Origin of the sequence: Gordonia insulae, from assembly GCF_003855095.1 — a bacterium.
Lineage (GTDB): Bacteria > Actinomycetota > Actinomycetes > Mycobacteriales > Mycobacteriaceae > Gordonia > Gordonia insulae.
This window is the reverse complement of record NZ_CP033972.1, coordinates 516953-529714: the sequence shown is the minus strand read 5'-3', so window position 1 is coordinate 529714 and position 12762 is coordinate 516953. Positions and strand designations below refer to the sequence as shown.

At 69.0% G+C, this 12762-nt stretch carries 6 protein-coding genes; 2 read left to right on the top strand and 4 right to left on the bottom strand.

Annotated elements, in window-relative coordinates; translation table 11 throughout:
• Nucleotides 1-80: 80 nt before the first annotated feature.
• Both D7316_RS02505 and D7316_RS02500 read right to left on the bottom strand, forming a co-directional pair.
• Nucleotides 81-1238, bottom strand: a complete 1158-nt coding sequence (locus tag D7316_RS02505; protein WP_124706896.1) for a L,D-transpeptidase — start codon at nucleotides 1236-1238, stop codon at nucleotides 81-83.
• 65 nt (nucleotides 1239-1303) lie between these two features.
• Nucleotides 1304-1525 carry a DUF3618 domain-containing protein gene (locus D7316_RS02500; RefSeq protein ID WP_124706895.1) on the bottom strand — a complete coding sequence of 74 codons (222 nt, stop codon included), beginning with the start codon at nucleotides 1523-1525 and terminating at the stop codon, nucleotides 1304-1306.
• 229 nt (nucleotides 1526-1754) lie between these two features.
• On the opposite strand from D7316_RS02500, the gene bcp reads away from it, so the two are divergent.
• Entirely contained in the window at nucleotides 1755-2228 is a 474-nt protein-coding gene (gene bcp, locus D7316_RS02495) for a thioredoxin-dependent thiol peroxidase (RefSeq protein WP_124706894.1), read from the top strand.
• Nucleotides 2229-2252: 24 nt separating this feature from the next.
• Nucleotides 2253-2885, top strand: coding sequence for a TetR/AcrR family transcriptional regulator (locus D7316_RS02490; RefSeq protein ID WP_124706893.1), 633 nt, complete (start codon nucleotides 2253-2255; stop codon nucleotides 2883-2885).
• Nucleotides 2886-2967: 82 nt separating this feature from the next.
• Here the strand turns inward: D7316_RS02490 and acpS are convergent, their stop codons facing one another.
• A complete protein-coding gene (acpS, locus tag D7316_RS02485; RefSeq protein WP_124711056.1) occupies nucleotides 2968-3360 on the bottom strand; it encodes a holo-ACP synthase AcpS in 393 nt (130 codons plus the stop codon).
• 20 nt (nucleotides 3361-3380) lie between these two features.
• On the bottom strand, nucleotides 3381-12617 hold the full coding sequence (locus D7316_RS02480; protein ID WP_124706892.1) for a type I polyketide synthase: 9237 nt from the start codon (nucleotides 12615-12617) through the stop codon (nucleotides 3381-3383).
• Nucleotides 12618-12762: the final 145 nt, after the last annotated feature.

Genomic DNA, 12762 nt, shown 5'->3' with positions numbered 1-12762 from the left:
TGCCGGTGCGAAAAGGAACCTTACATGTCACGGCGACAGAAGTGAAATCGCCTGCGCAAAGGCCCTGTGCGACGGCTCGATCAGGAGTTTCCCTTCTTCCAGACCGCCCACGGGACGTTCCAGTCGCCGAGACCGTCGTCACCCGGAAGCGGCGGACCGACAGTGTTTTTCGCGATCACGATGTCGCCGCGCAACGCATGGTCGAGGAACCACTGCGCGTTCTCCGGGCTCACGTTCAGACAGCCGTTGCTCACGTCGTCGACCCCCTGATCCCCGAGCGACCACGGGGCGGAGTGGACATAGATGCCGCTGAACGAGATTCGGGTCGCGTCATAGACCGTCTCCCGGTAACCCTCCGACGAATTCACCGGCACGCCGTAGGTCGACGAGTCCATGATCACGCTGGGCTCGCGTTCGGCCACGATGTAGGTCCCGTTGTTCGTGGGCGTGGAGTCCTTGCCCATCGACGTGGGCATCGTCTTCACGACCTTGCCGTTGACGGAGATGGTGATCTGCTTGGTCTTGTCGTCGGCGACCGCGACGAAGCTGCGACCGACCGTGAAGTCGGAGTCCAGGTTGTTGTCGCCGAACACACCGTCACCGAGGTCGATGCCCTTGGTCTTCACCGCCACATGCACCTTGGTGCCGGGTTTCCAGAAATGTTGGGGCCGCCACCGCACCATGCTGTCGTTGAGCCAGTAGAAGGCGCCCTCGACGGGCGGGTCGGTGGTGACCTTGATCGCGTTCTGCGCGTTGCGTTTGTCCGCGACCGGCGTGTCGAAGTTGATCGCGACCGGCTGGCCGACGCCGACGGTCTCGCCGTCGGAGGTCACCGTGGACGCATCGGCGAGCGAGTCGGCCGACGCGGTGGTGAAGCCGATCTTGCGTGCGCCGGCGCCGTCGATTCCGCGCGCCGCAGCGGTCAAGGTGTAGTCGGCTCCGAAGTCGAGCGGCCCGGTCGACTGCCACGTGGCACCATCCGGCGACGTCTTGCCGGACACGGTGCCGTCGGGTCCGGAGACCTCGACCGACGAGAGACTGCCGTCGTGCGCGGTCACGACGATCGGCGCGCCCGGCATGACACCGACGGCCTTGTCGTTCATCGGCTGGTCGCGCCAGCCGGTCACCGAGATGGTCGGCTGCGCCATCGAATCCAGGCTCTGGGCCTCGGTGACGGAGTCCGGGTAGCTCGGCGACGTGGAGCAGCCGGCGAGCGCCGTGACCGCGAGACCGACCATCAGGGCGGATCCGATCGTGGTTCCGCGGCGTCGACTTCGAGGTGAGTGCGTGTCGCGAACCGCGCTCACCGCACGATCTTTCGGACCACCAGGACCACCGCCAACACCCCCACGCCCGCGAGGGTGTACTTCACTGCCGGCTGGTTCAGCGCAGCGATCGCCTTGCCCTTGGCATCCTGGGCCAGGCGCTGCGGGTTGGCGCGATCGGCCAGCGCATCAAGGGTCTTGGCCAGGTCTTCACGCGCCTGCGCGATGTCCTGCTCGATACGTTCGGTATCCCCGGCCACGTGATTCCTCCCAAAGTGTTGACGGCGACATCGGGTCGGCCGGACAACCGGCAAGCCCGACACCACGCCCGTCGTCCATTCGACTTTTCGAGACTACGGCATCTCGGCGTGAACCCCGGCGTGTGCAGGCAGTTCTGTCGCAGCGGTCCCCCATCCGAATCCCGCGATCCCGACATTCGGTGCACGCCTGCCGAGGCCGGTCCACCGACCGATCGACTAGCGTGACGGTATGCCAGCGACCACGAGGCTGTCCGTCGGAGACCGAGCGCCCGCATTCACGCTCCCCGACTCGCAGGACAAGCCCGTTTCCCTGTCCGATTACGCGGGCCGCAAGGTCATCGTCTACTTCTATCCCGCCGCCTCGACGCCGGGATGCACGAAGCAGGCATGTGATTTCCGCGACAATCTCGCCGAACTCGAATCGGCGGGCATCGAGGTCGTCGGTATCTCGCCCGACAAGCCGGCCAAGCTGGCGAAGTTCGTCGAGAACGAGGGCCTCACCTTCCCGCTGCTGTCCGACCCGGACAAGAAGGTCCTGACCGAGTGGGGTGCGTTCGGCGAGAAAAAGATGTACGGCAAGACCGTGACCGGAGTGATCCGGTCCACTTTCCTCGTCGGCGAGGACGGGACGATCGAGGTGGCGCAGTACAACGTGCGAGCCACCGGCCACGTCGCCAAGCTCCGGCGCGACCTCTCGGTGTGACCCCTCCCGCAGGGATGACCACACATGTCCACACCACTCGCCGAACCGCTGGTCCCGCGTAAGCGGCCCACGCAGGAGCGCAGCAAGAAGAAGTTCTCCGCGATGTTGACCGCGGCCCGCAATCTGCTCATCGACGTCGGGTTCGAGTCACTGACATGTGAGGAGATCGCGTCGCGCGCCGAGGTGCCGATCGGCACGCTCTATCAGTACTTCGCCAACAAGTACGTGATCGTCTGTGAACTCGACCGCCAGGACACCGTGGATGTCCGTGAGGAACTGGCCGCGTTCTCGTCCGAGATCCCGTCGCTGGAGTGGCCGCATCTGCTCGAGAAGTTCCTCGATCACCTCGCGGCACTATGGCGCGACGATCCGTCCCGCCGTGCCGTGTGGCTGGCCGTGCAGTCGACCCCCGCCACCCGCGCGACCGCCTCGCAGAACGAGAAGGTGCTCGCCGAGCAGGTCGCCCGCATCCTGGCGCCACTCACGGCCACCCAACGCACCCGCCGCGAGATGATGTCGCAGGTGCTCGTGCACACCGTGTACTCGGTGCTCAGTTTCTCCGTGCAGGACGGTCACGATCACGACGAGACCGTCGCGGAACTCAAACGGATGCTCGCCGGCTATCTCCTCCTCGAGGAGACGACCGCGGAGGGCTGACCGTGCCCCGACGAGTTCCGCGCACGCCCGACGGGCGTCCACCGTCGTGCGTGCGCGGATTCTCGTCGAGCATGCGCGTCGCTCAGACCCCCTCGAGGATCGCGACCGCGGCGGCGGTGTCGCCGTCGTGGGTCAGCGAGATGTGCAGCCGGGTGTCCTTGAGGAGCTCCCCGATCTCACCGCCGAGGCGGATCGCCGGACGACCCCAGTTGTCGGTCACCACCTCGATGTCGCTGTGGCGGATGAGCGGCAGCAGCGGCGAACGCGAGAACCGGCTCACCGACCACGCTTTCACCACCGCCTCCTTGGCGGCCCATCGTGCGGCCAGATGTCGTGCCTCGTCGCCGGTGCCCGCAGCCGCGTCCCGACGTTCGCGGACCGTGAACCGGTCCGCGAACGTCGTTCCCGGCTGCTTCAGTTGATCACCGAACTCCGGGATCGACACGATGTCGATACCCACTCCGAGGACGCTCATCGCCGCATCCGTCTCGGGCTTCACTCCGCTCCGCCGACGCGACCGTAGTTGCCACCGGCGGCGAGCCGCACCGACGGGTCGAGCAGCAGCTCGGCCTCGGCGTCGTGCTCGTCGGCCACGCTGTCGAACCGACGGTTCGGCGGACGCTGGTAGGCCGGCTCGACCCCGCACATCGCCTCCAGCAGGCGGTGGTTGCCCTTGCGGGCACGCTCCGCGGACTGCTGGCGGTAGACCTCCGCCTGCTCCGAATCCAGGGTCGCCACAAAGGCTTCCGGATGGACCACGGCGATCAGTCCGGAGACGTGACCGAAGCCGAGGCTGGTCAGCAGACCCGCCTTGAGCGGGAATCGCTCGCCCAGGTCCAGTGTCTCGCGCGGCCACACCAGGTGCGGGTACTCCCGCATCTGCTCGTCGACACAGTCCAGGCTGCGGTTCGGCGGGATCACCCCGTCGCGCAGCAACTGGCACAGGCCGATCAGCTGGAAGGCCGCGGCGCCACCCTTGGCATGGCCGGTGAGCGACTTCTGCGAGACCACGAACAGCGGTGCACCGTCCCCGCGACCGATCGCCGACGCCAACCGCTCGTGCAGCTCGGACTCGTTGGGATCGTTGGCCCGCGTCGAGGTGTCGTGCTTCGAGACCACCGCGACGTCGTCGGCGCTCACACCCAGCGCGCTGAGTGCGCAGGCCAGCGGCGAGGCGTCGTTTCCGCGTGCGGCACCCAGCGCTCCGAGACCCGGGGCCGGGATCGAGGTGTGCACACCGTCACCGAAGCTCTGCGCCCAGGCGACAACACCCAGCACCGGCAGACCCATCTGCGCGGCCACGTCACCGCGGGCCAGCAGAATCGTTCCGCCACCGGCGGATTCGACGAACCCACCGCGCCGGCGATCGTTGGCCCGGGAGAAGCGCCGTTCCTCGATCCCGCGGGCCGACATCTTGGCCGACTCCGCGGTCGCGGACATGTCACCGAATCCGACGATGCCCTCGATACCGAGATCGTCGAAACCGCCGGCCACCGCGAACAGCGCCTTGCCCAGGCGGATCTTGTCCACACCCTCCTCGACGGAGACAGCCGCCGTGGCACACGCGGCCACCGGGTGGATCATCGCGCCGTAGCTACCGACGTAGGACTGGACGACATGGGCCGCAACGATGTTCGGCAGTGCTTCCTGCAAGATGTCGTTCGCCTTGGACTCGCCGAGCAGCGTGTTGATGTACAGCTCACGCATCGAGGTCATGCCACCCATGCCGGTGCCCTGGGTGTTGGCCACCAGGCCGGGGTGCACCCAGCGCATCAGTTCCGACGGGGTGAAGCCTGACGACAGGAACGCATCGACGGTCGCCACCAGGTTCCACAGCGCCACCCGGTCGATGGACTCGGCCATGTCCGGCGTCACGCCCCAGCGGGTGGGGTCGAAGCCGGTCGGGATCTGACCACCGACGGTGCGCGACAGCGAGAACTGCCGGGGCACCCGGATCTCGGTACCCGACAGGCGGGTGACCTGCCAGTCGCCGGTCTCCGCGTTCTCCACGATCCGGGTCTTCTCCGGTGCGGCGGACGCGAACGCACGGGCCTCGGCCTCGGAGCTCACCGTGAAGGTGAGGTCGTCGTCGAGGAACACCGAGGTGAGCAACGGCGACGTGTTGTCGACCATCGCACCCTCGTCGGCGTAGCGGCGGATGCCGCAGCGCGACACCACCTCGTCGTGGTAGCGCTCGGCGATCTCGCTCTCCGGCACCGGATCGCCCGACTCGGTGTCGTACCAGCCCGGCTTGGGCGCGGTATCCCAGTGGATCAGCCCGGTGTTCCAGGCGAGTTCGACAACGCCTGCGGCCGAGAGCTTCTCGTGGACCTCCATCTCCAGGCGGGTACGCGAGGAGCCGTACGGCCCGAGCTCACCGGCACCGACGATGACGACGAGATCCTCGGGACGGGCGTCGATGGACGGCCACTGCGGGGCCATTCCCTTCGGCGCGCGCGCCGGGGCGGGCAGCGCCGCCACGGTGGTCACCGCATCCTCGGTCTCCGCATCCTCGTCGGTCGCCGCGTCCGCGGCCGCTCCGGCGAGCGCCTTGAGATCGATCGACGGATCGAGACCGCCGGTGAAGTCGGCGACGATCGCCTCGGTCCGGGCGTGTTCCCGATTCTCCGGCGAGCACAGGCCGAGCAGGTTCGCGGCCATCTCGTCGGTGCTCCAGGTACGGACCCCCGCGGCCTCGACGGCGTCGACCATGCCGTCGTTGTGACCCATCAGCCCGGTGCCGCGCACCCAGCCGATGAGCGCATGGGCGATGGTGGTCCTCTGGTTCCAGGAGTCCTCCGCGGCCCAGCGGGTGACGAGCGCATCCAGCGACGCCTTGCTCTCGCCGTAGGCACCGTCACCGCCGAACATGCCGCGGTTCGGCGAACCGGGCAGCACCACGTGGACGCGGGCGGCGATGTCGTGATCGGCGTGCAGTTCACCGAGGCCGGCGATCATCCGCTCGACCGACCAGAGCAGCACCTTCATCTCCAGCTCGGCGCGACCACCGGCGTCGGTGAGGTCACCGGCGACACGCGGGGCGGCGAACGGGAAGAGCAGGGTCGGCTTCATCGCCGGCTTGATCACCGACGTAGTGCCACCGAGGTTCTCGGTCTGCTCGGCACCGATCCACTCGACCAGATCGTCGACGTCGGTGTAGGACGCCATGTTGGCCGGGGCCACCCACAGTGCCGCATCGAACCGCGCGCTCTCGCGGTAGAGCTTCTTGTAGAACGCGAGTTTGCCCGAGTCCAGACGCGACGTCGTGGCGATCACGGTCGCACCGCCGGCCAGGAGTCCGGCGATCACGCCCGAGGCGATCGAACCCTTGCCCGCACCGGTGACGACAGCGATCTCGTTCGACCACTGCCCCACACCCGGCGCCTCGGCGGCCTCCGCGATCGCGGCGAAAGTGCGTGCGTGCACGGCATTTCCGGACGTCAACGACTTGCCCTGCCACCACGTCGCGTGGGTTGCGACGGTGTGTCCGGCTCCCTCGAAGCGACCGACCACGTGCTCGAAGTCACCGTCGAGCTCGTGCTCGTCGGTCAGCCAGATGCGGACGAGGTCCTCACGGCTGGTGGCCCAGCGGTCGTCCACCAGTACCACCTTGGCGGTGTCGAACGCCGGTGCGACGGTGCGTGCCCAGTCCGAACCGAGTTCGGCGCTGACCCTCTCGGCGATGGCCGCATTCGGGTCCTCGACGATCTCGCCGGCCTCGTCGATCTCGGCCAGGCCGAGCTTGGCGAGCACCGTGTACGCGGCAGAGGCCAGCGCACCGTTGCGACCGGTGATCTGTTCGGTGAACTCACCCAGCGCCGCGGCGTCGACGGTGGCGCCGCCACCGCCCTCGGCGGCCGGCTTGGCCACCGCGACACCGCGTTCGGCACCCACCGCGCCGACGGCGCGATCGATCAGCGCGTCGAGAGCGTCGGCATTCGCCAGCGCACCGTCGAGCAGGTTGCCGAGATCCTCGCCGCGGACACTGGCACCGTCGCGGGTGCCGAGGGCCAGCGCCACCGTGGTGTGCAGTCCCCAGCCCGGGCCGAGCTGCCACACATTGGTGACGCGATCGGTGATGTAGGACTGACGCTTGCCCACCGGGCCGAGCACCTTGCGCACCTGATCGCCGACGGCGTCGGTGAGCACCGGTCCCAGCGGCCGGTAGCCGCGGGCCAGCGTCTGCACGGTCGAGGAGAGCGCGTTCATGTCGGCTTCGGCGGCACCGTCGATGGCGCCGAGACCGAGCTCGCCGCCGATGTCGAGCAGCAACTGGTTGCGGCGCGACGAGACACCGTCGCACAGCGCCTCGATGGTGTCGGCGGAACCGATCTGATCGGTCCGCATCTTGGTCCACAGCGCGATCACGGACTTCACCGCGTCGGACGGCCCGAACGCGATGTCGTCGGGCCGCGGGCCCGATGCCGCTGCCGGTGCCGGTGCGGCGGCCGGAGCCGCCGCGGGAGTCGCAGCCTCTGCCGGTGCGTCGGCGGCCGGGGCCGCCGCGCTCTCGTCGATCTCGTCCTCGGGCTCCGGACCGGAGTCCTTGGCCAGGATCACGTCGGAATCGCGCTCGACGTTGACCACCTCGGTGGTCGCCGATGCGTAGTCATCCAGCTTGAGGGTGTTGGTGGCCAGGCCGGCGAGCGTCGGCGCACCCTTCAGTCCGATCTCGACGAAGCGCTGCACGCCGAGTCCGTCGCGCGAGGGTCCGGCGAAGAGCAGTTCCTGGGTCTCGATCCAGCGGACCGGGCTGGCGAACTGCCAGGCCAACAGCTCGATCAGGACGACACGGACCAGTTGGCCCGGCTTGGCCGCCCACGAATCCCAGTCCGCGAGAACGGCGTCCAGCGGATCGGAGGGCACCAGTGCGGCGATCTCCTCGATGAACGAGCGGTCCAGCGTGAACAGCCGCGGCACGAGGTTCGGGATGTAATGCCCGACCAGGATCGCCGGATCGATGTGCTCGGGCAGCAAACCTTCCAGCTTCGAACGGAACTCGGGCACCCCCTCACGCAGCACCGTCGAGTGGAACGGCACGTCGATACCCGGGACCAGGATGAACGAGCGTTTGCCACCGAACTCGGTACGGCGACGCTCGATCTCGTCCTCGAGGTGTTCGAGCCCACGAACAGTGCCGGCGATCGCGTACTGCGAGCCCAGCAGGTTGAGGTTGACGACCTCCAGGAACTCACCGACCGACTGACCGACCTCGGCCACGAAGCCGGGCACGTCGGCGTCGGCCAGTCCGAACTGGCTCGGGCGGATCGCCGCCATCCGGTAGTCGCTGCGGCCCAACTCATCTCGCGGGACCAGATGATGCATGGCCTCGCCACGCTGGAACACGACCTCGAGGACGGCCTCGAGCGGGAGCACCCCGGCGCACGCGGCGAGGGCGTTGTACTCGCCGACCGAGTGACCGCAGGTGATGGCGCCCTCGACGAACCCACCCGACTCCTTGAGCTCCGCGATCTGCGCGACACCGAGGGTCGCCATCGCGACCTGGGTGAACTGCGTCAGGTAGAGCACGCCGTCGGGGTGGTTGTAGGTGGTGCCGTTGGCGACCAGTGTCGTCGGGTTGTCCCGCACGACCGCCAGGATCGAGAAGCCGAGGGCCTCACGGGTGTGCTTGTCGGCGCGGTCCCAGATCTCGCGGGCGGCCTTCGAGCGCGATCGCGCGTCGAGTCCCATCCCCTTGCTCTGGATGCCCTGGCCGGGGAAGGCGTACACGGTGCGAGGTGCGGCCAGCAGACCGGTCGCGGCCATCACGAGGTCGTCGCCGACCTTGGCGGTGACCTCGACGACCTCACGGCCGGCGTCGAGACCGACCCGGTCGACCCGGACCGTGACGCTGTCGCCCGTCCGCACCATGCCGAGGTAGCGGGCGGTCCAGCCGAGCAGCGGCCGGGCCGAGGGGATCGGGTTCTTGCTGTCGGTGGCGGTGACGACCTGCTGAGCGGCCGCGGACAGCCACATGCCGTGCACGATCGGATCACCGAGTCCGGCCAGTTTCGCGGCCGAGGCATCGGTGTGGATCGGGTTGCGGTCGCCGGAGACCGCGGCGAAGCCGGTCATCCGGCTCGGTGCGGTGATGGTGGCCGTCCGCAGCAGCTTGCGGGTGGCGGACTGCTCGTCGCCGGCCGCGCCACCGGCGCGCGCCGGATCGGCGAGCTCGGCCGAACCGAGGCGGCCGCGGATCGCGAAACGCTCGGCCATCGTGGCGATCGGACCGGCCTCGCCGGCGACCTCCACGTTGACCTCCACGACCCGTCCGACCTCGGTGTCGTACACGGCGCCGAAGCGCGCGGTGACGGTCAATTCGCTTGCGGTGGCGGGGATCTCACCGACCAGTTCGACGGCGTGGTCGAGGTGGACCAGATCGAGCAGGCCCTCGACGACCGGCGCGCCGGATTCGGTACGGGCGGCTCCGATGACGCTGAAGACGCTCGGCCAGCTCGCGCCGACCAGGGTGTCGGGCACCGCGAAGCCGAAGGGCTCGGTCGGGGTGGTCGGGCGCAGGTTTGCCGGCATGGTGTAGCCGGTCACCGCGGCGTGATCGGCCACACTGTCCGGGTTCCAGGACACGGTGGTGACGGACACGCCGTCCTCGACGGCGGCGAGTTCACCACCGGCGGCGACGGTCAGGATCTCGCGCATCGCCTGCGACGCCTCGTCGATCCCGACGCGCGGGTTGCCCCCGTCGAGCAGGGTGGCGTCGACGTGCAGCGGAATCCGCACGGACGAGCCGGAGATCGGAGTCACCAGGTCGTAGCGGTCCTCGGTCACGTGTTCGAGAACCGAACCGGTCGGCTCGTGCTCGGCGCGATCCGGGTCCACCAGCGTCCAGCGGCCACGATCGCCGAGCAGTGCGATGGGGTTGGGAACCATCCGGCCGACCCACTCCACGTCGTCGGCCTCCAGCACGGACACGATCGTGCCCTCGCCGTCGACCAGACCGGCGCGCTTACGTGTCTGGACGGCAACCGATTCGGTGCCCGCGTCCCGCAGGTCGGCGACGACCTGCGCCTCGAAGCGATCGAGCAATTCGCCGACAGGCTCGTCGACGCGCGTGATACCGGAGACGGCCACCGGGCCGGGGATGATGCAGACGGCGTCGGCCGGGTAGCGCGCATCGTGGGCCTGCCAGAGGGAGTCACTCCGCCACCAGCGGCGCACGTCCTTGTCGATCACGGGCACGAAGTTGACCGGCTTGCCGGGGGTACGGCAGAGCTCGAGGAAGAACGCGACGTCGGCGGGATGCAGGACGTCGGTCTCGATCTCGGGGTACACACTGCCGAGCGCGTCGATCGCGGCATGCGGGTCGTCGGTGCTGCCGGCGTCGGCGAACATCGTGGGGATCTCACCGGAGTCGACCGGGTTCATCCGCGCCTCGGTGCGCTGCAGCATGTCGGTGAAGCGCTGTTGCCAGGTGATGTCGGCCCACGCGAGCTGATCGGAACGACCGTCGCCGACGGCGAGGGTGGCGTAGCGATCGAGCCATGCGCGGTAGGTCATGGCGGCGACGTCACCGAAGTACGGCTTGGCCGTGTCGGCCATCGCGGCGATGATCTCGTCCCGACGGTCCGCGACCGCGTCCGCGTCACCGGCGACCTCGTCCAGGAGGCGACCGCAACGTGATGCGGTGTTGTCGATCTCGTGGATGTCGGCACCGAGCTGGCTGCGGCCCGACGCCATACCGGCGGTCGCGTGTCCCGCACCGATCCACTCGTCGCAGCCGACGGTGTCCACCAGCATCTGCTTGACCTCGGGCGCGGTGGTGGCCTCCTTGGTGGCCATCGCAGCGGTGCCGACCAGGATGCCGTCGAGCGGCATCGAGGGGTATCCGTAGGCCGCCGACCATGCGCCGGTGAGGTATTCGCTGGCGCGCTCCGGGGTGCCGATGCCGCCACCGACACAGATCACCACGTTGTTGCGCGCACGGAGTTCGCTGTAGGTGACGAGCAGCAGATCGTCGAGGTCCTCCCACGAGTGGTGACCACCCGCGCGACCGCCCTCGATCTGCACGATGACCGGATGGTGGGGCACCTCGGCCGCGATGCGGACCACCGCGCGGATCTGCTCCACGGTGCCGGGCTTGAACGCGACGTACCGGAGTCCGGCCTCGACGAACTCGTCGACGAGTGCGACCGCGTCCTCGAGTTCAGGGATGCCGGCGGAGACCACGACACCGTCGATCGGCGCGCCCTGGGCGCGGGCCTTCTGCACGATGCGCTTGCCACCGAGCTGCAGCTTCCACAGATACGGATCGAGGAACAGTGCGTTGAACTGTGCCTGTCGACCTTCCTCGAGGAGACCGGTCATCTTCGCGACGTTGTCGGCGAAGATCTGTTCGGTGACCTGCCCACCACCGGCGAGCTCGGCCCAGTGCCCGGCGTTCGCGGCGGCCGCGACGATGGCGGGATCCACCGTCGTCGGGGTCATGCCGGCCAGCAGCATCGGCGAGCGACCGGTCAGACGGGTGAAGGAGGTGTCGACGACCTTGCGACCGTCGGGCAGCTCGACGAGCTGCGGGGCGAACTGCGTCCACGGACGGGCGACCTCGGGGATTCCGCCCGGGCTGAACAGGTTCCGCTGTCCCACGCGCAGGGCGGGCGACACCAGGCCGACGCCCTGCCCGCGGACCAGCGAGGAGGTGAGTCGGGTGGCCAGATCGCCGGGTCCGAAGTCGAGAATCCACTTGGCGCCGGCGCCGACGACCTCGTCGACCGTCTCGACCCAGTCGACCGGGTCGACCAGGATCGAATTGGCGTGGCGGATCGCGGCGTCGCGGTCGATGCCGCACTGGTCGGCCCATTCCGCGACGAGGTCGACGGCCTCGGCCATCGTCGGGTGATGGAACGCGACGCTCACGTTCAGGTGATCGAACTTGGGTGCGAAGGGCGCTCCCCCGGCGACCTTGCGCTTGCGCTCGTCGGCCTCGGCGTCGGCGATGCGCTCGCACAGCGCGGCGAAGGCCGCGAGGTGGCGCGGCGCGCCGGACAGCGCGACCGCGCGACGGCCGTTGCGGATCGCGACGACCGGCGCGGAGGCCAGTTCGGCCTCACTCAGGCCGGCGCGATACTCGGCGAGGATCTCCTCGATGCGGGCGGGCACGGCACCGCTGACGGCGAGCATGGGGGTGCCGTCGGTGGTGATGGCCAGTCCGCGGCGACGCGCGATGAGCGTGCCGGCGGCGCCGATCAGGTGAGCGATCGCGAGGAGCAGGCCCTGGCCCGACTCCGCGGCCTGTCCGTCTGCGCCGATCGCGTGCGTGGCGATGGAGCCCTGGGAGTGGCCGATGACCGCGGTCGGTGCGATGACAGCGGTGTCGAGACCCTGCTTCTTGAGCGCCTCCACGGCGGCGAGCTGGGTGAGCAGGACTCCCGGGCCGGACAGGGTGAAGTCGGCGAGCTCGGTGTCGGTGGGCACCGACTCCTCGGCGTCGAGCGCGCGCACCCAGGTCAGCGGGTGGAACCCGTCGACCACGGCGATCGTGAGGTGGTGGGCGACGGGATCGATGATGCGTTCGGCGGCGGCGACGATCTTGCCGATGCGATGCTCGAGGTCCGCGTCGACGACCAGCTCGGCCAGGGTGGGCAGCCACGGCGATCCCTGACCGCCGAAACTGATCGCGTACGGCTCGCCGTCGGCGAGACGGTCGATCAAGGTGCTGGTCGGGCGGTCCGCGTGCGACGCGCCCTGCTCTCCTGAACGGTATTGGTCGACGGTCACGGGTTCTCCTCTTGTCTCGACACCTCGGAGGGGGAGCCTCGGTGTCGCGGGGTTTCGGGGCGGGTCGTCGTTTCGTAAAGCGCGGGCACACGAACACCCGCGTCGTTTGTCGTACGGTGGCCTGGACTGCCCCAGCGCAGCGCAA

Bases quoted from the DNA above. Each gene is read 5' to 3' on its own strand.
- D7316_RS02505 (WP_124706896.1), bottom strand. From the start codon at position 1,238: ATGGTCGGTCTCGCGGTCACGGCGCTCGCCGGCTGCTCCACGTCGCCG.
- bcp (WP_124706894.1), top strand. From the start codon at position 1,755: ATGCCAGCGACCACGAGGCTGTCCGTCGGAGACCGAGCGCCCGCATTC.
- D7316_RS02490 (WP_124706893.1), top strand. From the start codon at position 2,253: ATGTCCACACCACTCGCCGAACCGCTGGTCCCGCGTAAGCGGCCCACG.
- acpS (WP_124711056.1), bottom strand. From the start codon at position 3,360: ATGAGCGTCCTCGGAGTGGGTATCGACATCGTGTCGATCCCGGAGTTC.